Origin of the sequence: Paracoccus mangrovi, assembly GCF_042648425.1 — a bacterium.
GTDB lineage: Bacteria > Pseudomonadota > Alphaproteobacteria > Rhodobacterales > Rhodobacteraceae > Paracoccus > Paracoccus mangrovi.
Genome location: NZ_JBHRXJ010000002.1, coordinates 231982 through 253219, shown reverse-complemented (window position 1 = coordinate 253219; position 21238 = coordinate 231982). Strand labels below are relative to the sequence as shown.

The following is a 21238-nucleotide window of genomic DNA, read 5'->3' as shown; positions in this document are numbered from 1 at the left end:
GAGGAACGATGAAAGCCCAAACCTTTCTGCCCGAAGATTATCGTCCGGCCGAAGACGAGCCTTTCATGAATGAGCGGCAACTGGAATATTTCCGCCGCAAGCTGATCGCTTGGAAACAGGAATTGCTGGACCAGTCCGCCGAGACCCTGGAAGGGTTGCAGGAAAGCGCGCGCAATGTGCCGGACCTTGCGGATCGCGCGTCCGAGGAAACCGACCGCTCGCTCGAACTGCGCACCCGCGACCGCCAGCGCAAGCTGGTCAGCAAGATCGATGCCGCCCTGCGCCGCATCGAGACCGGCGAATACGGCTATTGCGAAATGACCGGCGAACCGATCAGCCTGAAACGTCTGGATGCGCGCCCGATCGCGACCATGACGCTGGAAGCGCAGGAACGGCACGAACGCCGCGAACGCGTGCATCGCGACGATTGACCACATCGGCGCCGCGCCGACCCGCCGCTAGACGGCGGGTCCGTTCCCCCAAGCATGGGTGATCCGTGATGTCGGCCCTTGAGAATACCCCCGTAACCATCATTGGCGCCGGCGTGGCCGGCCTGACCGCCGCCTGCGCGCTGGCGCAGCGTGGCGCCGAGGTCACCGTTCTTGAACGCGCGGGCGCCCTGCGCGAGGTGGGCGCGGGTTTGCAGATTTCGCCCAATGCGGTGCGTGTGCTGGCGGCGCTTGGGCTGTGGGAACGGTTCCGGGCGATCTCGGTCGCGTCAAAGCGGGTCGAGCTTCGCGATTCCGTCGGCCGTCAGGTCGCCCGGCTGGATCTGGCCCGGCACCGGCCAAAGGATCATTTCCGCATGGTTCACCGCGCCCGGCTGGTCGCCATGCTGGAACAGGCCGCGCGCGAGGCCGGCGTCCGGATCGAGCTGGACCACGAGGTCGGCGACCTGCCCGAGGTGCCGCTGCTCATCGGTGCGGATGGGGTGAAAAGCCGGGTGCGCCCGGCGCTAAACGGGGCCGAGGCGCCCTTTTTCACCGGCCAGACCGCCTGGCGCGCCCTGATCCCCGCCGAGGCCGACGCGCCCGGCGTGGCACAGGTGTTCATGGGGCCGGGCCGGCATCTGGTCAGCTATCCTCTGGGCGCGGGGCTGCGCAATATCGTGGCCGTGGTCGAACGCCCCGACTGGCATGACGAAGGCTGGTCCCTGCCCGGCGATCCGGCCGATCTGCGCGCCGCCTTTGCGCGCTTTGGCGGCCCGGTGCCGGACTGGCTGGCACAGGTCGAAAGCGTCGGCATCTGGGGGCTGTTCCGCCACCCGGTCGCCGCCCATTGGCAGGATGGCCGCCGCGCCCTGATCGGCGATGCCGCGCATCCGACCCTGCCCTTCATGGCGCAGGGGGCCGTTATGGCGATCGAGGATGCCTGGGTGCTGGCCGCCTGTCTGGACAGCGATGCCGATCAGGCCCGCGCGCTTGCCCGGTTTCAGGCGCTGCGCCAGCCGCGCTGTCAACAGATCGTCGATGCCGCGAATGCCAATGCCCGCAACTATCACCTGCGCGGGCCGACGCGGGCCGTCGCCCATGCCGGCTTGCGGGCGGTGTCGCGCATGGCGCCGACGCGGCTGATCGAACGCTTCGCCTGGCTTTACGATTACGATCCGACCGCCGTCTGATCGCGGCCGGGACGGGGGCGGGTCGAGGGCGGATCCGGGGCCAGAAACGTTTCAGGCCGGCCATCGCGGGCCGGCCAGGGGGTGCGTTTCATCCGTTCGGCCCAAGGCCTGGTCCCGGCTCAGGCCGCCTGTTCGACGGCGGCGACGATGCCGTCCACCACCTCGCGCAGAACGACCTCATCCTCGGCCTCGGCCATGACGCGGATCAGGGGCTCGGTCCCCGATTTGCGGATCAGCACCCGGCCCGAACCGCTCAGCCGCGCCTCGGCGCGCGCGATCTCGGCCCGGACGCTGTCCTGCGACAGGGGGTCGGCCCCGGCCTGATAGCGCACGTTTTTCAGCATCTGCGGCACGGGTTCGAACTGCGCCACCAGATCCGAGGCAAGCTCTCCGCTATCGGCCATCGCGGCCAGGAATTGCAGCCCCGCGATCAGCCCGTCGCCGGTGGTGGCGTAATCGGTCATCACGATATGGCCCGATTGCTCGCCGCCCAGATTGAAGCCCTGTCCGCGCATGCGCTCGACCACATAGCGGTCGCCCACCGCGGTGCGTTCCAGCCGCAGCCCGCGCCCGGTCAGGAAACGTTCAAGCCCAAGGTTCGACATCACGGTGGCGACCAGCGCCCCGCCGCGCAGCCGCCCCTGTTCGGCCCAGCGGCCGGCCAGCAATGCCATGATCTGGTCGCCATCGGCCACCTGGCCCTTTTCGTCGATGATCATCACCCGGTCGGCATCGCCGTCGAGGCTGATCCCCATATCGGCGCCATGTTCCAGCACCGCACGGGCGCAGGTCTGGGGATGGGTCGAGCCGACGCCATCGTTGATGTTGTGGCCATTCGGGCTTACGCCCAGCGGGATCACCTCGGCGCCCAGTTCCCACAGCACGTCCGGCGCGGCGCGATAGGCGGCGCCATTGGCGCAATCGACCACGACCTTAAGCCCGTCCAGCCGCTGACCGGCCGGGAAGGTGGTCTTGGCATATTCGACATAGCGCCCGCGCCCGTCATCGATGCGCTTGGCGCGGCCGATATTCTGCGGCTGGGCGGGGATGATGTCGCCCGCGACGATGCTTTCGATCTCGGCCTCGGCCTCGTCCGACAGCTTGAAACCGTCGGGGCCAAAGAACTTGATGCCGTTATCCGCCGCCGGGTTGTGGCTGGCGGAAATCATGATCCCCACATCCGCCCGCATCGAGCGGGTCAGGAACCCCACCGCCGGCGTCGGCACCGGCCCCAAAAGCAGCACGTTCATGCCCGTGCTGGTCAGCCCCGCCGTCAGCGCGTTTTCCAGCATATAGCCCGACAGGCGGGTGTCCTTGCCAATGACGACGCGGTGGCGATCCTGTCCGTTGCGGCGGAAATAGCGGCCCGCCGCCGCCCCCAGACGCAGCGCCATCTCGGCGGTCATCGGATGGCTGTTGGCGCGGCCCCGCACACCATCGGTGCCGAAAAGTTTCCTGCTCATTCTACCCCCTCGGTCACGGCCCGCCATAGGCTCAGGCCCTGCCTTGTTTGTGCCACGTCATGGACGCGGTGGATTTGTATGCCCTGCGCCACGGCGGCCAATGTCACGGCCAACGTTCCGGGAAAGCGATCGGTTGCATCGGGCGCCTGACCGATATCGCCGATAAAGCGCTTGCGCGAGACGCCCAGAAGCACCGCGCAACCCAGCCCGTGAAACAGCGAAATCCGCCGCAGGATCGCAAGATTATGCGCCTGTGTCTTGCCGAAACCAATGCCCGGATCGATCACGATATGTGACCGGGAAATGCCGGCGGCCTCAGCCCGCGTGATCCGCTGGGCCAGCGCATCATAGACATCCAACAGCACATCCCCATAGCTGGGATCGTCCTGCATGGTTTCGGGAATGCCCTGCGCATGCATCAGGCAGATGGGCGCCCCGACATCGGCCACGACCCGCGCCAGCCCCGGGTCGAAATCAAGCCCCGAGACGTCATTGACCATGCCCGCCCCCGCCGCCAGCGCCGCCTGCGCGACGCCCGCCTTGCGCGTGTCGACCGAAATCGCGGCCAGCCCGCGCGCCGCCGCGATCACCGGGGCAATGCGGGCGATTTCCTCGGATGCGGGCACTTCGCGCGCGCCGGGCCGGGTCGATTCGCCCCCGATATCAAGGAAATCCGCGCCCTGATCGGCCAGCAGCCGGGCTTGTCCGGCGCCGTCATAGCATCCGCCATCCGAAAAGCTGTCGGGCGTGGCATTGACGATGCCCATGACGCGCGGGCCATCCATGGACAGGCCCAAAAGCGGCGCGCGCGGCGCGGTCAACGCGGCCAGCACCGCCTCGGGCGCGTGATCGACGATGCGCGGGGCCGCGTCGCGGCGCAGCAGTTCCAGCTGCGAAAACCGCAGCCAGCCGCCGGCCAGCGGCCAGCGCCCGGATGGGCAGGGGATGGGACGGAAATAGTCGTTCATGCGCGTGGTTTCGACCCGACGCGCCCGCAAATCAAGGGGCTGATGACAGCCGCCGGGTCGGAACGGGGAAATCCGCCGGTACCGCCGGCGCGGCAACCCCATCGGGCAGCGCCCAGTCCAGCGCGCTGGCCCCCAGCCGCTGCGCCAGCCACAGCGCAAGGGCCTGCGGCTCTGCCGCAAGGCCGGCCACGTCGCGCACCATGCGGGCGGGCGCCCAGACCACCGCACGTCCTTCGGTCGCGGCCCAGTCAAGTTCGGTCCGGCTGTCGGCCACGGTCAGCCCCAGATGCCCCGCCAGGGCCCAGGCCGCCTGATCCAGCGCCAAAAGCTCGACCTCGCGCGCATTGCCCCCCTGCGGCACAGGCAGGCCCGGCGCATCGGGGACCAGCACAAGCGCGCCTTCGGGCAGCGGGGTTTCGATGCCGTGGAACAGGACGCGGATCGGGGCCTCGACCGGATCCGCCTCGACCCGGGCGCGATGGCGCACCAGCGTGACCCCAAGCGCGCCGGGAATGCGGTCCAGCTTTTCAACCGTCACCGCCACCTGCGCCGCGCGCGGATGTGCCAGCACCTGGGCGGCGATCTTTTCGGCCAGCGTCTCAAGCAGGTCATAGCGGCGATCGGCCAGCCCCGCCGCCACCGCACCGGTCAGGATGTCATAGCTGAGGATGCGGTCCACCTCGTCGTTGACGCCGACGACATGGGTGGCCAGTTCGACCTCGATATTAAAGCGCAAACGCTGTGGGTGGCCCCGCTCGGTCTGGAAGGCACCGATTTCGGCGGCCACGACATAGTCGCGCAGGTGGATGCGATCAGGCTGGTCCATGCGCCCCTGTCTCATGCAAACGGCCCCGCCGCAAGGGACGAGGCCGCCGATTGCCATGAAGATTTGCGTCGGCTCAGTTGCTGGCCACGCGCCGCACACCCGAGCGATAGAAGATATGCGAACCGATCCGGGTCGTGCGCTCGAACCGGCGCGACCAGGACGGCTTGACCTGACGGGTGTGGAAATAGGTCGCACCATCGGTCAGCGTGCGCGGCGCGCCCGAAAGCGCGGCGATCGCAACCTTCTGCACACGGGCAAAGGTGCCCTTTTCGCGGATGCGGGCGTTCTTGTTATAGGTGAACTGGCCGCGCTGGTTCACCACGCCGCAGACGGTTTTCGGAAAGCGGGGGTGATCGACACGGTTCAGGATCACCTCGGCCACCGCGCGCTGGCCCTGCGCGCCTTCGCCGCGGGCTTCGAAATAGAGCGCCTCGGCGAGGCATTGCAGATCGCGCTGGCTGATCTGCGTGGCGGCAGCAGCGGACCGCGCGGCTTTGGCGGACTGGGCCACCTGACCCTTGCTGTCGGCCAGGGCCGGGTTCACGACGACGGGCGACAGCGCCATAATCACACACACGGAAACGCGCGCCAGCCATGACATTTTGATCGGCATGTTGGTCCTGTTTTCGGTTTCTGGATCCGGGAGCAGACCGGAAGGCTTCATACGAGCGACCCCGTTCTGGGGCCTGAATCTGTCGTTAAAAGCCCGAAACCGACGGGACCTATCCAGCCCACATCCGCGTGAGTGCGATAATTTACATGAAATTTGAAGAGTTTGGCGGAAACCCGCCGATAGGGATTTGGTTAACGGGCAAATTCCGGCCAAAACCGGCCGGTCCTAAGACCTGAAATCGCCGCTGTCCTGATCCTGTTCGCCCAGCATGAGAATCGATTCCTGCGCCGCCGCAAGCCGCGCCACCGGGACCCGGAACGGCGAGCATGAGACATAGTTCACCCCCGCCCGAAGACAGAAAGCGATGGATTCCGGGTTGCCGCCATGCTCGCCACAGATGGAAATGGTGATGTCGCGCTTGTGCAGGCGGGCGCGTTCGGCGCCGATGGCGACCAGCTCACCCACGCCTTCGCGATCCAGAATGTGGAACGGATCCTCGGAATAGACACCCTGATTGACATAGGTGCCCATGAAACGCCCGGCATCGTCGCGCGAAAGGCCATAGGTCATCTGGGTCAGGTCATTGGTTCCAAACGACAAAAACGCCGCATGTTCGGCGATGTCGCCGGCCCGCAGCGCCGCGCGCGGGGTTTCGACCATGACGCCCAGCCGATAGGCGAAATCCTTGCGCGTCTCGTTGCGGACGGCGGCGGCGACGGCGTCGATGCGGGTTTTGACCAGTTCGACCTCGCGCCGCGCGCTGACCAGCGGGATCATGACTTCGGGCACCACGGCGGCGCCATTCCGGCTGGCCTCGATGGTGGCCTCGAAGATGGCGCGGGCCTGCATGTCATAGATTTCGGGCACGGTGATGCCCAGCCGGACCCCGCGCATGCCCAGCATCGGGTTGAATTCCGAAAGCGCGTCGACCCGGCGTGTCACATCCGACAGCGGCAGGTCGAGGGATTCGGCCAGCTCGCGCATGCCTTCGCGGTCATGGGGCAGAAATTCGTGCAGTGGCGGGTCGAACAGCCGGATCGTGACCGGCAGCCCGGCCATGATTTCGAACAGCTTGGTAAAGTCGCTGCGCTGCATGGGCAGCAGGCGTTCCAGCGACAGGCTGCGATCCTCGGGCCGGGTGGCAAAGATCATCTCGCGCATGGCCGGCAGACGTTCGTCGTCGAAAAACATGTGCTCGGTGCGGCACAGCCCGATACCCTGGGCATTGAACATGCGCGCGGTGCGCGCATCCTCGGGGGTGTCGGCATTGGCGCGCACCGTGATGCGGCAATGCGCATCCGCCCATTCCAGCAATTGCGCGAAACTGTCGTCCAGCGCCGGTTCCAGCATTTCGGCGGCGCCGGCCAGCACCTCGCCCGAGGTGCCGTCGATGGTGATTTCCTCACCCTCGTGGAATTCGCGGCCGCCGGCGATCATGATGCGGGCGCGGGTGTCGATCGAAAGCCCGCTTGCACCGACGATGCAGGGCAGGCCAAGGCCCCGCGCGATCACCGCCGCGTGGCTGGTCATGCCGCCGCGTTCGGTCAGCACCGCGACCGAGGCATGCATGCCACGGATATCCTCGGGGACGGTTTCGCGGCGTACGAGAACGCAGCGCTCGCCCCGCGCCTCGGCATCCTGGGCCGAAGCCGAGGTGAATACGATGCGCCCGGTCGCGGCACCCGGGCTGGCATTGATGCCCCGGGTGATCACGTCGCGCGGGGCGCGCGGATCCACCTGATGATGCAGAAGGTCGGACAGCGCACGGGGTTCGACGCGCATCACCGCATCCCTCGGCTCGATGATGCCGTCGCGGGCCAGCGCGACCGCGATGCGGACGCTGGCGCGGGAACTGCGCTGTGTGCGGATCGCATCGATGACCGAGACATGGCCGTCCGAGACGACGAATTCGATCTGCATTTCCTCGCGCAGGCGTTCGCGGGCGGCAACGCCGTAACGGACCAGATCGGCAAAGACCTCGGGCGCGGCCTCTTGCAGCGAGGGGCCGCGCGGGTCGCGCGTCAGGTAAAGCGTCTCGGCGCCCTCGCCCCGGGCGCGGCCCTGGGACTGGCCACGGAAACGGCCGGTGATGCGGGGGGCGCCGGTCACGCTGTCGGCGAACTGGATGGTGCCCGATCCGGTGACGCCGGGACCGATGGCCAAGGCCATGTCCTGAACCACAAGCCCCAGCGGCGCGGTGGCCGGCGCGCCCTTGGCCTGGCGCAAGAGCCGCGCGGTCGGGCCGTCCCAGGCCCGCGCCATCGAACGCAGCACCTCGGCCAGCTGGCGGGTCGGGTCCTGGGGGAATTCCTCGTCGGTTTCGTCCTCATAGCTGCGCAGCGCGGTTTCCAGCCCGACATCGCTGTCCGAAAACATGTCGGGGTCGAGCCGGGCGACATGGATCGCATAGGCCTGGACAAAGCCGAGATAGAGCGCGTCGGCCGCCGATTTGCCGCGGGTTTCGGCGAGCCGGGCGTGGCAGGCGGCGTTGATGCCCACGTTCAGCACCGTGCCCGGCCCGCCCCAGGCCGGGTTTTGCGCCGAGGGGCGCACGCTGACCAGCCCGTCGGCGCGTTCGATGATCGCGGCCAGCCGGGCCCGGTCGGGGATCTGGCCGGCGGCGATGGCGCGCACGGCATCGGCCGAGACCGCAAAGCTGGCCGGCACCGGCAATTCCATGCGGATCAGGCGTTGCAGGCATTTCGCCCGCCAGCCATGCGTCAGCGTATGCACCCCCGCCGAGGGGGTGATTTCGACGATGGCAAGGGGGTCGGTCAACGCGGTCATGATGCCGTCACATTAGGCATGCGCGGCGCATTGCTGCAAGTGCGAAGAATGCCCCTGCGGCAAGAACGGACCGGGGGCTTTGCGCCCCCGGACCCCCGCAGGATATTTCCACATGAAAGAGGGGCTTAGCCCTCAATCCGGGTGAAATCGGCGATCTGGCGGCCGGCCTCGCGGATGCGGTGCAAGAGGTTCAGGCGGTTGCGGCGGACGATCTGATTGTCGGTATTGACCTGAACCGCATCGAAGAAGGCATCGATGGGCGCGCGCAGCGCGGCGATGGCCTGCATGGCGGCGGGGAAGTTTTCCGTTGCCATGGCGTTGCGGATCGCGGGTTCGGCGGCGTCGAGGGCCCGGAACAGGGCGCGTTCGGCGTCGGTTTCGGCGAATTTCTCGTCGGCGCCGAAGCTGTATTCGACGCCATCCTTGTCCTCGGCCTGCGTCAGGATATTGCCGGCGCGTTTCAGGCCCTGGGTCAGGTTCTGGCCGTCCTCGGTTTTCAGCATGTCGTTGAGCGCGGTGGCACGGTTGACGACCAGCACGAGGTCGTCATTGCCGGGTTGGGCAAGGACGGCGTCGATGATGTCGTGGCGGATGCCCTGATCGCGGAGATAGACTTTGAGGCGGTCGTGGAGGAAGGTGATGAGGTCGGCGGCCTTGTTCTCCGCATCCTCTCGCAGTTGCTCATATACTTCATTGAGATCATCAAAATTTGCTTGTGCGCTGCGCAGCCAGCGGTCACCCGGAACTTCCCGGACGCTGTAATCTTCTAAGATTTTCATCTGCGCCCTGAATGATCTGTCAGCCGCGTCCTCCAGATCACTCAATCTGCTTTGCCAAACATCGAATACACGAGAAGCAAAGAACTGATCCAGATTAAGCCGGACATCATTCCCCAGCACCAACCGAATAACCCCCAGTGCCGCCCGGCGCAGCGCGAAGGGGTCCTTGGACCCGGTGGGTTTTTCGTCAATCGCCCAGAACCCCGTCAGCGTGTCGATCTTGTCGGCCAGCGCCACGGCCACGGAAACCGGCGCGGTGGGCACTACATCGGACGGGCCAAGCGGCGAATAGTGGTCGCGGGCGGCGTCGGCGACGGGCTCAGTCTTGCCGGCGGCCAGTGCGTAATAGCGGCCCATGGTGCCCTGCAATTCGGGGAATTCGCCGACCATGGCGCTGCGCAGGTCAAGTTTGGCGAGCTTCGCGGCCTCTTCGGCCTGATCCGGGTCGGCGTCGACCAGGGGCGCGATCTCGCGCGCAAGCGCGGCGATGCGGGCGATGCGGTCGGCTTGTGAACCCAGCTTGTTGTGGAAGGTCACGGATTTCAGGCCCTCGGCCCAATCCTGCATGCCCGTTTTCGCCTCGCGCAGATCGTTTTCCCAAAAGAAGGCCGCGTCCGACAGGCGCGCGGCCAGCACGCGCTGATTGCCCTTGAGGATCGTCTCGCCGCTATCCGGGGTTTCGATATTGGCGACGGTCACAAACCCCTCGATCCGGCCGGTTTTCGGATTGCGGGCCGAGAAAAACTTTTGGTGCTCCTTCATCGAGGTTTGCAGCACCTCGGGCGGCAGCGCGAGAAAGCGTTCCTCGATCGCGCCCATCAGGGGGACGGGCCATTCGACCAGCCCCGCGACCTCGGTCAGCAAAGCGTCATCGGAAACGATCTCCCAGCCGCGCGCAAAGGCGAGGTTCGCGGCCTCTTGCCGGATCGCGGCCTCGCGTTCATTGGCGTCCAGCATGACGCGGGCGCGGCGCAGCTTGGCGGCATAATCGTCGAAACCGGTCACGGCAAAGGGTTCGGGCGCCATGAAACGGTGGCCGCAGGTGGTGTTGCCGGCCACGATCCCCTCGATTTCAAAGGGGACGATGGTGGCGCCGGCCTCATCGGTCAAAAGACAGATGATCGAATGCAGCGGCCGCACCCAGCGCAGGTTGCCCGTGCCCCAGCGCATGGATTTCGGCCAGGGAAAGTTGCGGATGGCGCGGTCGAGCACCTCGGCCACGATGTCGGCGGCCGGGCGGCCGGGACGCTGGATCACCGCGAACCAGACCTGGCCCTTTTTGTCGTCGCGGGCCTCAAGCTGGTCGCGGGTCAGCCCGGTCGAGCGCAGAAAGCCGTCAAGCGCGGCCTCGGGCGCGTCGGTGCGGGGGCCCTTGCGTTCCTCGCGCGTGGTGGGGCTGTGGGCGCTCAGCCCCTCGATGGCCAGGGTCAGGCGCCGGGGTGTGCTGAACGCGCCGGCGCCGGCATAGGTCAGCCCGGCCTCGACCAGCCCGTCGGTGATCAGCTTTTTCAGATCCTCGCGGGCGCGGGCCTGCATCCGCGCCGGGATTTCTTCCGAGAAGAGTTCGATCAGAAGGTCGGGCATCAGTCCATCACTCCGCGTTCGGGGGTCTTGTCGTTCAATTGGTGCCAGCCATAGGCGCGGCCATCGGGATAGACGGCGATCACGCGATCCACATCGGGGTGGATCTCGGGCTGGGACAGATAGGCGAGGGCGGCGCCGGTTTCCAGATCATGGCCGATCTGGTCGGCATCGAAACAGTCGAACCAGCGCGGGCCATAGGTGGGCGCGGCGATGGGAAAGGGCTCGGCACCCTCGGGCAGAGGTCCCGCAAGGCGAAAGCAGGCACGCCAGCGATTGGGGGCGCTGGTGGCGTCGATGGCCTGAACATCCGCGATGTCGAGCGGCACGGGCTGGCCCGCGACCGTCGCCGTCACCGCGACGCCCGCCGGGTCAAGCTCGGTGTAATAGCCGTATTCCTGGGCGTACCAGACGCCGCCCCCCGCGCCGAGGGCCCCGAGAATCAAGACCAGCGCTGGCCATTTGCCGTTCATGCTGTCACCTTGCCGCCCGGATTCGGGCTGAAATGGAACCGCGCGTGGATTACGCCTTTTTTATCGCCACATTGGGCGGCGCTTTTGCGATCATGAACCCGTTTGTGGTGCTGCCGCTGTTTCTGGCCGTCACCCATGGGATGAGCCCGGCGCAGCAGCGTCATGCCGGGCTGCGCGTGGCGTTTTTCAGCGCCGTGCTTTGCGCGGTGGTGGCGATCAGCGGCGCGGCGATCCTGAAATTCTTTGGCATCAGCGTCGATGATTTCCGCGTGGCGGGCGGTCTGGTGCTGATGACCATCGCGATGGGCATGCTCAGCGGCGCGGGCAGCCCCGCGCATGAGGCCCCCGCCAAAGCCCAGGCCATGGCCGTGCAGGAACCGCCCCGCGCCGATGTAAGCTTTTACCCGCTGGCCTTCCCGATGGTGGTCGGCCCCGGCACGATCACGGCGATCATCGTCTATATGGGCCAGGCCAAGACCATGCCCGACAAGATGGCGGTGGCGGCGGCCTTTGGGCTGGTGCTGGCGGGGCTGGCGGTGGTCTTGTTCTTTGCCTCGACCATCGGCCGCCACATGTCCCAGACCCTGCGCGTGATCATGACCCGCCTGATGGGGATGATCGTCGCGGCCATGGGCGTGCAGATGATCGCCGCCGGCCTCAAGGCGATCCTGCCGGGACTGGCTGGTTAGGGCGAGGGGCTGCATCAGGCGACCTCGTCCACCTTTGCCGCGTCGGTGGTCAGGAACAGGTCGGCACAGGCCTTGGCCAGCGCGCGGACCCGGCCGATATAGGCCTGCCGCTCAGTCACGGAAATCACGCCGCGCGCATCCAGCAGGTTGAAGATATGGCTGGCCTTGATCGCCTGATCATAGGCGGGATGGGCCATCGGGATGCGGCGGCCGGCGCTGTCATCCTCGGGCGCGGCAAGGATGCGGGCGCATTCCTCCTCGGCATCCTTGAAATGCTGGAACAGCATCGCGGTATCGGCCTGATCGAAGTTCCAGCGGGAATATTCACGCTCGGTCTGGCGGAAAATGTCGCCATAGGTCAGCGGGATCGGCGATTGCGGGTCGTTGAAGGGCATGTCCATCACATGTTCCACGCCCAGGACATACATGGCCAGCCGTTCCAGCCCATAGGTCAGCTCGCCCGAGACGGGGCGGCAGTCATGGCCGCCGACCTGCTGGAAATAGGTAAACTGGCTGACCTCCATGCCGTCGCACCAGACCTCCCACCCCAGACCCCAGGCGCCAAGGGTGGGGCTTTCCCAGTCATCCTCGACAAAGCGTACGTCATGGACCATCGGGTCCAGCCCGATCGCTTTCAGGCTGCCCAGATACAGATCCTGAAGGTTCGCGGGGCTGGGTTTGATGATGGCCTGATACTGATAATAATGCTGCAAGCGGTTGGGGTTTTCGCCATAGCGCCCGTCCGTCGGCCGACGCGAAGGCTGGACATAGGCTGCGGCCCAGGGTCGCGCCCCAAGCGCGCGCAGCGTGGTCGCCGGGTGGAAGGTGCCCGCGCCCACCTCCATGTCATAGGGTTGCAGCACCGCACAGCCCTGCGCCGCCCAATAGGATTGCAGGCGCAGGATCACGTCCTGAAAGCAGGTGGGTTTGGCCATCCGGTTGTCCTGGGGGCTGGTCATCTGGGCTTCCTTCGGCATAACTGGCAGGAAATGTCTGCCGCCTTCTAGGCAGAGGGCGGCGCAGGGTCAATGAGAGGGACATGCCCATGCGGCGCTATGCATTCATCATCGGGGCGGCCTTGCCGCTGATCGCCGCCCATTCGGCATCCGCCGAGGATGTGGTGATCCGCATCGAAGCCAAGCGCGGGGCCGAGGCCGCGCGCACCACCGCCGAGGGCTGGGGGGCGCAATTCCCCGATGTCGTCACCTTCCCGCTAAGCGATGGCTGGATCGGTATCGCGCTGGGGCCGATGCCGCGCGAAGAGGCGACCGCCCGGCTGACCGAGCTGAAAAACGCAAGCAAGGTGCCCGCCGACAGCTTTCTGTCGGCCGCCGAAGGGCGCGAGCTGACGCCCGTCGCGGGCAGCGCGCCGGCTGCGGCGGATGCGGATGCGGCGGCAGCGGATGCGGGAACCGGATCGCCCTCGACCTTCCCGGGCGGGGTAGCGCCGGCCGGGGCGGAATTGCCCGCCACGGATGCGCCCGCGACGGATGCGCCCACCGATCCCGAAATGCCCGCAGCCGATACCGGCACGACCGATCCCGCCACATCTGATCCCGCCACATCTGATTCCGCAGCCCCGACCACGGATGCAACCGCAGAGGCGACCACGGAATCGGGTGCAGCCGCCGCGACGGATCCGGCACCGGTCGTGGCCGAACCGGCCGCCCCCCCTGCCCCGGCACAGGTTTTCATCCGCATCGAATCGAGCGCCGACCGCGCCAAGGCCGAGGCCCAGCTGGCCGAATACCGCAAGGCGCTGCCCGATGCCGGGCTTTGGGCGCTGCCCAACGGGCGGCTGGCCGTGGCGCTTGGCCCCTTTGACGAGGCGGCGGGCGGCGAATGGCTGACCGCGTTCAAGAATGCCAAGGCGGTGCCGCGCGACGCCTTTCTGACCCCCGAGGCCGAAATGGGCCAGGTCGAGATCGCCGGCCAGACCCCCGCCCCGGGCACCATTCTCACCCCGGAAAGCCAGCCCGTGCCGATGCCCGCGCTTGAGGATGTTCAGCGCGCCCTGCGTTGGGCCGGGCATTACGACGGCGCCATCGACGGCAAGGACGGCCCGAAAACCCAGGCCGCCATCGCCGAGGAAATCGTGCGCCTGCGCGCCGCGCCGGATCCGGCGACCGCGATGGCCGAACTGATCCGCCGGCGCGAGGCATGGCGTGCCGAAATGGGCCTGACCCAGTTGCAGGACAGCCATACCGGCCTGTCCCTGCCGGTGCCGATGGAAAAGCTGCAATTCGACCGCTCGGAACGGGCGCTGTCGATCTATGGGCCCAAGAACGGCTCGGGCGCGGCGCTGATCCTGTTCTCGCAGCCGGGCGGTCAGCAAGAGATGCTGGATCTGGCCGGACTGGTCACCGCGCTTGGCTGGGTGCCCCAGCCCGAGCGCCGCATCGAACGCGGCAGCGTGATGCTTGACGGGCGCAACGACAGCCATATCGGCCATGCCGAGGGCAAGGTCGTCGATGGCCGGGTACAGGGATTCGTGCTGATCTGGCCGGCCTCGGACCCCGAGGACCAGCACCGCCTTGCGGCCGAGATTTCCGACAACCTCGCCCGCTTTGCCCCCGGCGCGACCGAGGCCCAGCCCGAAGCGCCGGCCATCGCGCCGGCGACCCAAGGCGCCACGGACGGCACCGCGCAGAATTAAGCCCCGTCTGGCGCCCCCCGATCAGGAGCGCCAGAACCGCGGCAAAAGCAGCACAAAGACCGAAAGCAGCTCAAGCCGGCCGATATACATGCCCAGGATCATCAGCCATTTGGCGCTGGTCGGGAATTCATGGATCGAGCCGTTCGCGCTGATTTCGGGGCCCCAGACCGGGCCGATATTGGCAATCGCCGTCCAGGCCCCGGTCAGCGCGGTGCGCGGATGCAGCCCGGTCAGCGCAAGCCCCACGATCAGCACGCCAAAGCTCAGCATGAACAGGGTAAAGAACGCCATCACCGAATCGACGACGTCATGGTCCAGCGGCCGCCCGTCATATTTCAGCGGAAACACCCGATGCGGCGATTGCATGCGGCGCAGCTGGGCCTTGATCGCCTGAAACAGCACCAGATAGCGGAACACCTTGACCGAACACGAGGTCGACCCCGTACAGCCCCCGATCAACCCGACCACGATCAGCACCGCGAATGACAGATGCCCCCATTGCGTGACATCCGTCGAGGCATAGCCGGTCCCCGAAAAGGTCGAGACCACGTTGAAAACCGTTTCGCGGATGACATCCAAAGGATTATCCGCCTTGAGCCAGATCAGCCGGTAGAGCACGATCACGGCGATGGCATAAAAGGTCCAGCGCAGATAGGCGCGGATCTGCACGTCGCGCCACATCGGTCCCGGCGTGCCGCGCACCATCTGCACCATGCGGATGAACGGGATCGAGGCCAGGATCATGAAAAACGAGGCGACATATTCCAGCGGCCCGATAAAGCCGCCAAAGCTCGCGTCATATTGCGCAAAGCCCCCCGTCGAGCACGTCGACATCGCCAGCACCAGCGCGTCATAGCCGTCCATGCCCAGGAAAAGATAGCACAGCGTGCAAAGCGCCGTGATGCCGCAATAGACGGCCGTCATCTCGCCGGCGATGTCAAAGGCGCGGGGCAGGATCTTGCCCAGCGTGTCGAAGCCTTCGGATTTGAAGAACTGCATGCCGCCGACCTTCATCACCGGCAGAAAGATCATCGCGACGACGATGATCCCCAGCCCCCCCGCCCAGTTCAGAAAGCCGCGCCACATATTGGTGCCGCGCGGCAGCCCATCCAGTTCGGGAAACGCGGTGGTGCCGGTGGTGGTAAAGCCCGACATCGCCTCGAAATAGGCATCGGTAAAGCCGGCATTCGGGGCGCCCATCATGAAGGGCAAGGCCCCCGCAAGCGGAAGCACCAGCCACAGCGCGGCGGTCAAAAGAAAGGCCTGCTGAATGGTCAGCGACTTGTCGGCCTGGCGCGTGGTCATCGCCACCACCACCCCGACCAGCACGGTCAGGAAACCGGTCTCAAGCCAGACCTGCCAATGCGGATTTCCGTACCACAGATCCACCGCCAGCGGCAAAGACATCGCCGCCCCCAGCGTGGCGACAAGCTTGCCGACGATATTTGCCACGGGACGGATGTCGATCATGCCGCCCTGCTTGCCCTGCCCCATCGCAACCGTCAAGGCGCTGAGGCCGCGCGCTGGTTCTTTGCATGGGCCGCGCCCCGGTGCGGGATCAAATCCCCGGTTGCATCGCGGCCGGATGGCCCAGCCGTGCCTCGCGTCTTTGCGCCTGAACCTCGGGGTCGGGATCGAGGCCGGCGGCCAGCAGCCTTTGGGTATAGGGCTGGCGCGGATGTTCGAAAATCTCGCGCACCGGGCCCTGTTCGACCACCTTGCCGCCCTGCATGACCATGACGTGATCGGCGAAATCGCGCACCACCGGCAGGTCATGGGCGATAAAGATGAAGGCGATCCCCATTTCGCGCCGCAGCTTGTCCAGAAGCTCGATCACCTGTGCCTGAACCGAAACGTCCAGCGCCGAGACCGCCTCGTCACAGATGATCAGCCGCGGCTCAAGCGCCAGCGCGCGGGCAATGGCGATGCGCTGGCGCTGGCCGCCGGAAAACTGATGCGGATAGCGGCCGGCCATGGCGGGGCTTAGCCCGACCTGCTGCAACAGCTCGGCCACGCGGGCCTTCCATTGCGGTTTGGGCAGGATTTCGGGGTGGATGATCCAGGCCTCGGATATCAGCTGAAACACCGTCATGCGCGGGTTCAGCGATTGCGTCGGATCCTGAAACACCATCTGCAAGTCGCGGCGCAGCTTGTAAAGTTCGGCCGGCGACATGGTGAACAGATCGCGCCCCTGCCACAGGGCCTTGCCGCCATCGGGTTCCTCAAGCCGCAACAGGATCCGCGCCAGCGTCGACTTGCCCGAGCCGGATTCTCCCACCACCGCCATGCATTCCCCGGCCATCAGATCGAAACCGACCCCGTCAAGCGCGCGAAAGCCGGAATAGGTCTTGACCACGTCGCGGACCGACAGCACGGCCTCGGCCCTGGGCAGCGGATCGTGAAAAACACCCTTGCCGGGCGCGGCCGCGATCAGCTTGCGGGTATAGGGGTGTTTCGCATTGCGATAGACCTCGGCTGTTTCGCCCGATTCCACGATTTCACCGGCATTCATCACCACCACGCGATCGGCGATTTCGGCCACGACGCCCAGATCATGGGTGATGATCAGGATGCCCATGCCGGTTTCCTGTTTCAGCTCTTCGAGCAGCGACAGCACCTCGGCCTGCACGGTCACGTCCAGCGCCGTTGTGGGTTCATCGGCGATCAGCACATCGGGCTTCATCGCCAATGCCATGGCGATCATCAGCCGCTGACGCTGACCGCCGGAAAATTCATGCGGATATTTCGCCAGCGAGGCCTGCGGGTTCGGGATGCCGACGCGGGTGACCAGCCGCAGCGCCTCGGCCCGGGCGGTGGCGTGGTCCGTGCCATGGGCGGTCATCGCCTCGACGATCTGCCAGCCGACGGTATAGACGGGATTGAGATGCGCCAGCGGATCCTGAAAGATCATCGCGATGCGGCAACCGTTCAGCGCGCGGCGCGCCTCGTCCGGCAGCTGCAACAGGTCCTGACCGTCGAACAGAATCTGCCCCGAGGTGATCCGCCCCGGCGGCATGTCGATCAGGTTCATGATCGCGGATGACGACACCGACTTGCCCGAACCGCTTTCGCCCAGAATGGCCAGCGTCTCGCCCCGGTCCAGATGCCAGCTGACATCGCGCACGGCCTTGACGGTGCCGGTGGCGGTGTGGAACTCGACCGACAGGTTCCTGATTTCCAGCAGATGCTCAGCCATGCTTGCGCCCCCTCATTTCCAGCCGCCAGCGCTGTACCGGGTCCAGCGCGATCCGCATCCAGTTCGACAACAGGTTCAGTGACAGCGTGGTCAGGATGATCGCCAGCCCCGGCCAGAAGGACAGCCACCACGCGGTCGTCAGATATTGCTTGCCCTGCGAAATCATCAGCCCCCAGGTGATTTCCGGCGGCTGGATCCCGATGCCAAGGAATGACAGCGCGCTTTCGGCCAGCATGACAAAGGCGAAATCCAGCGTGGCGATGGTCATCAGCGTCGGCAGCACGACGGGCAGGATATGGCGGAATATGATCCGCGCGGGCGATGCCCCCATGACCCGCGCCGCCGACACGAACATGCGGCTTTTGATTTCCAGCACCTCGGCCCGGGTGGTGCGCAGATAGACGGGGATCCGGGTGATCGCCAGCACGATGATCAGGTTCACCACCGACGGCCCAAGGATGTACAGCACGATCACCGCGATCAGCAGCGACGGAAACGACATGATCACATCGGCAAGCCGCATGATGACCTGGCTGGTGCGTGGCCCGGCATAACCCGCGACCAGCCCCAGCGCCGACCCGACAATGGCCGAAAACAGCACCGCGCCGGCCGCGACCATCATGGTGTTCTGCGCCGCCACGATGATGCGCGCCAGCAAGGGCCGCCCCAGCGCGTCGGCGCCCATGATCCAGAGCCAGCCCCGGTCCCATTCAAAGGGCGGCGCATTGCGGCCGCGCAGGTTCTGTTTTTGCGCCGCCGCGTCCAGCCAGGCCGGCCCGATAATGGCAAGCACCACGATCAACAGCAGAAACAGCGCCGCCGCCAGCGCGAACTTGTCGGCCCACAGCATCCGCGCCATGCGGCGCAGAAAGCCGGGCTCGTCAGGAAGGATATCGGTCTGGGTCATGGCGGCCCCCTAATGGCGGATGCGCGGATCAAGGGCCAAATAGGCCAGGTCGATCAACAGGTTCATGACAAAGATGGCCAGCGCGGTGACCATGATCGCCGCCAGCACCACGTTGAAATCGCGTTGCAGGATGGCGTCGATCATCAGCTTGCCGACACCGGGAAAGCCAAAGATCGTCTCGACCACCACGGCGCCGTTCAATAGCGCCGCCGCCTGATCGCCGATCACGGTGATGACCGGCAGCATGGCGTTGCGCAGCGCGTGGACAAAGATGATCGGACGCGAGCGCACGCCCTTGGCCCGCGCCGTCTTGACATAGGCCGAGGACAGCGCCGTGATCATCGAGCCGCGCACCACCTGCACGATCAGGCCAAAGGGGCGGATGAACAGCACCCCCACCGGCAGGATCCAGTGCCAGACCGTCCCCGTCCCCGAGGTCGGCAACCAGCCCAGCCCCAGCGCAAAGACCACGATGGCGACGATGGCGACCCAGAAATCCGGCGCCGAGGCCCCGATCAGCGAGGTCAGCGAGGCGATGCGGTCAAAGACCCCGCCGACCCGGAACGCGGCCAGCGAACCGACCACGATGGCGGCGGCAGTGACCAGCACCATGGTGATGACCGCAAGTTGCAGCGTCCAGACGAAAGCCTCAAGCACGACATCGATGGCGGGGCGGGCGCGGCGGATGGATTCGCCGAAATCCAGATGCAGCAGATCCCAGATATAGCGCCCGAATTGCGTCATCAGCGGATCGTTCAGCCCGTGGATCTGGCGAAATTCCTCGCGCATCTGTTCGGTCGCATCGACCGGCAGGAACAGCGCCGCCGGATCCCCGGTCAGCCGCGACAGAAAGAACACCATCACCACCAGTCCCAGCAGCGAAATCAGGCTGGCAAAGACCCGTTTGCGGATAAAGCTCGACATCGGGAACTCCGGTCAGAATGGTGGCCGGGCGGGCCGAACCCGCCCGGTCAGGGCCTATTTGAAGCCGATCTCGCCCAAAGGCAGCGACGAGGTGGTCGACATGTTCGGCCGCCAGCTCAGCCGCGGCGCCACACGGGCAAAGCGGACCGAATGGAACAGCAGCACATCCGCCACCACATCGTCATGCAGATAGGCCTGAAGCTCGGACCACAGCTTGGCGCGTTCTTCGCCCGTCGCGGCCGAGGCCCGGGTGATCAGGTCGTCGACCTTGGGGTCGCTGATCCCCGATTGCAGCCCCTCGGACGCATATTTGAAGAACATGGTGAATGACGGATCGCCCTTGGAATTGTCATGCATGGCGGTCGCCATCATCGGGCCGCGATCGGTCGGATAGGGCTTGGAATACAGTTTCTGGAACTCGGCGATTTCATAGAATTGCAGATCGACGTTAAAGCCGACCTCCTGCAATTGCTGCTGGATCGCCTCCATCACCTCGGTGATGTTGGGGAAATTGGCGTTGCGCGCGACCAGCGTCAGCTTGGTATCGACCGGCACACCATCGGCCTTGGCCTCGTCCAACAGCTTTTTCGCGCCCTCGGGGTCGTATTTCCAGACCTGGACATCCTTGTTCCAGCCCAGCGTGGGCGGCGGGAACAGCGCGGTCGCCAGCAACGTCCCCTCGGGCAGCAGGGTGCCGATAAAGGCCTCGCGGTCGATGGCCATGTTCAGCGCCTTGCGCACGCGGATGTCGTTGACCGGCGGCATGGAATGGTCGAGCCGGATATAGATCGTCTCGCTGTCCAGATAGGAGAAATCGGTTTCCGGGTTGGTCGCATCGAGCGCCGCGATCGAGGGGGCGATATCGGCCTCGTCGGTGGCGACCATGGCGGCGCGCACGGCGGGATCGGCGCGGAACACATAGGTGGCCGAGGTCACGGCCGGCTTTTCGCCCCAGTACCCATCGCGCTGGCCCAGCACGATCTGCTGGCTGGGGGTCCATTCCTTGAGCACAAAGGGACCGGTGCCAATCGGCTCACGGGTGAATTCGACCGGCGTTTCCTCGGGCACGATGGACAAAAGCGACAAGAGCAGCGGCAGGATCGGCTGCACCGGATCGGCCTTGAAATCGATGGTGTAATCGTCGACCACCTCGGCATTGACGGTCATGCCGCCGAAATAGCGCTTTACCTCGCAGGTGATCTGATCGCTCATGGCGCGGTCAAAGCTGTGCTTCACGTCCTTGGCGTCGAAACCGCTGCCATCGGAAAAGCTGACGCCCTGGCGCAGCTTGAAGCGCCAGCTGCCATCGGCCTGCTGTTCCCAGCTTTCGGCCAGCTTCGGCTGCAAGCCGGTGCCGCCACCCACGTCCAGATAGGTCAGGGTCTCGCTGACATTCTGCAAGAGCACGGCGCCGATGGTCGATTGCGTGGACATGCAGGGTTCCAACAGGTCGACATCCTCACCCATGACGATGCGGACGCCCGTTTCCTGGGCGAACGCCGGCGCCAGACTGGTGGCCAGCATCAGCCCCCCAAGCGTTACAGCCTTTGCGATCATCTTCATTCCTCCCATGATGGCTGCGGCACGATCCGCAACGGAAACGGGGCAGCCGGACTGGACCGCCGACGCGGATATGCCCCCGCCCGGCCCGTTCGTATCGAAGCCTCCCCCTCGATGCCGGGACCATCGCCGAATCCGGTTAAATTGTCAACTGAAACAAATATGCGGAATTCGCATTTCGCCCAGCATGATTTT

The 21238-nt window shown here is 66.0% G+C and carries 17 protein-coding genes; 4 read left to right on the top strand and 13 right to left on the bottom strand.

Annotated features, from left to right (window positions below; all coding sequences use genetic code 11):
* Window positions 1–8: 8 nt before the first annotated feature.
* Both dksA and ACFOMH_RS03590 read left to right on the top strand, forming a co-directional pair.
* Entirely contained in the window at window positions 9–431 is a 423-nt protein-coding gene (gene dksA / locus ACFOMH_RS03595; protein ID WP_374422500.1) for an RNA polymerase-binding protein DksA, read from the top strand.
* Window positions 432–499: 68 nt separating this feature from the next.
* Window positions 500–1621: an FAD-dependent oxidoreductase gene (locus ACFOMH_RS03590; protein ID WP_377742666.1), complete on the top strand. Its 1122-nt coding sequence runs from the start codon at window positions 500–502 to the stop codon at window positions 1619–1621.
* 119 nt (window positions 1622–1740) lie between these two features.
* Here the strand turns inward: ACFOMH_RS03590 and glmM are convergent, their stop codons facing one another.
* The 7 genes from glmM to ACFOMH_RS03555 form a co-directional block, all read right to left on the bottom strand.
* On the bottom strand, window positions 1741–3084 hold the full coding sequence (glmM, locus tag ACFOMH_RS03585) for a phosphoglucosamine mutase (RefSeq protein WP_374422497.1): 1344 nt from the start codon (window positions 3082–3084) through the stop codon (window positions 1741–1743).
* Window positions 3081–4052, bottom strand: coding sequence for a dihydropteroate synthase (folP, locus tag ACFOMH_RS03580; protein ID WP_377742663.1), 972 nt, complete (start codon window positions 4050–4052; stop codon window positions 3081–3083). The genes glmM and folP overlap by 4 nt, the downstream gene beginning before the upstream one ends.
* Window positions 4053–4083: 31 nt before the next feature.
* Window positions 4084–4878, bottom strand: a complete 795-nt coding sequence (locus ACFOMH_RS03575) for a dihydroneopterin aldolase (RefSeq protein WP_377742661.1) — start codon at window positions 4876–4878, stop codon at window positions 4084–4086.
* Window positions 4879–4951: 73 nt separating this feature from the next.
* A complete protein-coding gene (locus ACFOMH_RS03570; protein ID WP_374422492.1) occupies window positions 4952–5455 on the bottom strand; it encodes a cell wall hydrolase in 504 nt (167 codons plus the stop codon).
* A 261-nt stretch (window positions 5456–5716) separates the two neighbouring features.
* On the bottom strand, window positions 5717–8278 hold the full coding sequence (locus ACFOMH_RS03565; protein WP_374422490.1) for a putative PEP-binding protein: 2562 nt from the start codon (window positions 8276–8278) through the stop codon (window positions 5717–5719).
* 125 nt (window positions 8279–8403) lie between these two features.
* On the bottom strand, window positions 8404–10641 hold the full coding sequence (glyS, locus tag ACFOMH_RS03560) for a glycine--tRNA ligase subunit beta (protein ID WP_377742659.1): 2238 nt from the start codon (window positions 10639–10641) through the stop codon (window positions 8404–8406).
* Entirely contained in the window at window positions 10641–11111 is a 471-nt protein-coding gene (locus ACFOMH_RS03555) for a DUF6446 family protein (protein WP_374422486.1), read from the bottom strand. The genes glyS and ACFOMH_RS03555 overlap by 1 nt, the downstream gene beginning before the upstream one ends.
* 32 nt (window positions 11112–11143) lie before the next feature.
* Here ACFOMH_RS03555 and ACFOMH_RS03550 point away from each other — a divergent pair, with 32 nt between their 5' ends.
* Window positions 11144–11800, top strand: a complete 657-nt coding sequence (locus tag ACFOMH_RS03550; RefSeq protein WP_377742658.1) for a MarC family protein — start codon at window positions 11144–11146, stop codon at window positions 11798–11800.
* A gap of 14 nt (window positions 11801–11814) precedes the next feature.
* Here the strand turns inward: ACFOMH_RS03550 and ACFOMH_RS03545 are convergent, their stop codons facing one another.
* On the bottom strand, window positions 11815–12759 hold the full coding sequence (locus ACFOMH_RS03545) for a glycine--tRNA ligase subunit alpha (protein WP_374422483.1): 945 nt from the start codon (window positions 12757–12759) through the stop codon (window positions 11815–11817).
* An 86-nt stretch (window positions 12760–12845) separates the two neighbouring features.
* On the opposite strand from ACFOMH_RS03545, the gene ACFOMH_RS03540 reads away from it, so the two are divergent.
* A complete protein-coding gene (locus ACFOMH_RS03540; protein WP_377742656.1) occupies window positions 12846–14456 on the top strand; it encodes a peptidoglycan-binding domain-containing protein in 1611 nt (536 codons plus the stop codon).
* A gap of 21 nt (window positions 14457–14477) precedes the next feature.
* Here the strand turns inward: ACFOMH_RS03540 and ACFOMH_RS03535 are convergent, their stop codons facing one another.
* From ACFOMH_RS03535 to ACFOMH_RS03515, 5 genes are all read right to left on the bottom strand, one after another.
* Window positions 14478–15926: a TrkH family potassium uptake protein gene (locus ACFOMH_RS03535; protein WP_374422831.1), complete on the bottom strand. Its 1449-nt coding sequence runs from the start codon at window positions 15924–15926 to the stop codon at window positions 14478–14480.
* An 88-nt stretch (window positions 15927–16014) separates the two neighbouring features.
* Window positions 16015–17652: an ABC transporter ATP-binding protein gene (locus tag ACFOMH_RS03530; RefSeq protein ID WP_377742655.1), complete on the bottom strand. Its 1638-nt coding sequence runs from the start codon at window positions 17650–17652 to the stop codon at window positions 16015–16017.
* Window positions 17645–18559 carry an ABC transporter permease gene (locus ACFOMH_RS03525; protein ID WP_374422478.1) on the bottom strand — a complete coding sequence of 305 codons (915 nt, stop codon included), beginning with the start codon at window positions 18557–18559 and terminating at the stop codon, window positions 17645–17647. The genes ACFOMH_RS03530 and ACFOMH_RS03525 overlap by 8 nt, the downstream gene beginning before the upstream one ends.
* A 9-nt stretch (window positions 18560–18568) precedes the next feature.
* Window positions 18569–19483, bottom strand: a complete 915-nt coding sequence (locus ACFOMH_RS03520; RefSeq protein WP_377742653.1) for an ABC transporter permease — start codon at window positions 19481–19483, stop codon at window positions 18569–18571.
* Window positions 19484–19537: 54 nt separating this feature from the next.
* The gene (locus ACFOMH_RS03515) at window positions 19538–21040 is read right to left on the bottom strand and encodes an ABC transporter substrate-binding protein (RefSeq protein WP_377742651.1); all 1503 of its coding nucleotides are present in this window, start codon (window positions 21038–21040) and stop codon (window positions 19538–19540) included.
* Window positions 21041–21238: the final 198 nt, after the last annotated feature.

Coding starts and splice junctions, on each gene's coding strand:
- dksA (WP_374422500.1), top strand. CDS start 9: ATGAAAGCCCAAACCTTTCTGCCCGAAGATTATCGTCCGGCCGAAGAC.
- ACFOMH_RS03590 (WP_377742666.1), top strand. CDS start 500: ATGTCGGCCCTTGAGAATACCCCCGTAACCATCATTGGCGCCGGCGTG.
- glmM (WP_374422497.1), bottom strand. CDS start 3,084: ATGAGCAGGAAACTTTTCGGCACCGATGGTGTGCGGGGCCGCGCCAAC.
- folP (WP_377742663.1), bottom strand. CDS start 4,052: ATGAACGACTATTTCCGTCCCATCCCCTGCCCATCCGGGCGCTGGCCG.
- ACFOMH_RS03575 (WP_377742661.1), bottom strand. CDS start 4,878: ATGGACCAGCCTGATCGCATCCACCTGCGCGACTATGTCGTGGCCGCC.
- ACFOMH_RS03565 (WP_374422490.1), bottom strand. CDS start 8,278: ATGACCGCGTTGACCGACCCCCTTGCCATCGTCGAAATCACCCCCTCG.
- glyS (WP_377742659.1), bottom strand. CDS start 10,641: ATGCCCGACCTTCTGATCGAACTCTTCTCGGAAGAAATCCCGGCGCGG.
- ACFOMH_RS03555 (WP_374422486.1), bottom strand. CDS start 11,111: ATGAACGGCAAATGGCCAGCGCTGGTCTTGATTCTCGGGGCCCTCGGC.
- ACFOMH_RS03550 (WP_377742658.1), top strand. CDS start 11,144: ATGGAACCGCGCGTGGATTACGCCTTTTTTATCGCCACATTGGGCGGC.
- ACFOMH_RS03545 (WP_374422483.1), bottom strand. CDS start 12,759: ATGACCAGCCCCCAGGACAACCGGATGGCCAAACCCACCTGCTTTCAG.
- ACFOMH_RS03540 (WP_377742656.1), top strand. CDS start 12,846: ATGCGGCGCTATGCATTCATCATCGGGGCGGCCTTGCCGCTGATCGCC.
- ACFOMH_RS03535 (WP_374422831.1), bottom strand. CDS start 15,926: ATGATCGACATCCGTCCCGTGGCAAATATCGTCGGCAAGCTTGTCGCC.
- ACFOMH_RS03530 (WP_377742655.1), bottom strand. CDS start 17,652: ATGGCTGAGCATCTGCTGGAAATCAGGAACCTGTCGGTCGAGTTCCAC.
- ACFOMH_RS03525 (WP_374422478.1), bottom strand. CDS start 18,559: ATGACCCAGACCGATATCCTTCCTGACGAGCCCGGCTTTCTGCGCCGC.
- ACFOMH_RS03520 (WP_377742653.1), bottom strand. CDS start 19,483: ATGTCGAGCTTTATCCGCAAACGGGTCTTTGCCAGCCTGATTTCGCTG.
- ACFOMH_RS03515 (WP_377742651.1), bottom strand. CDS start 21,040: ATGATCGCAAAGGCTGTAACGCTTGGGGGGCTGATGCTGGCCACCAGT.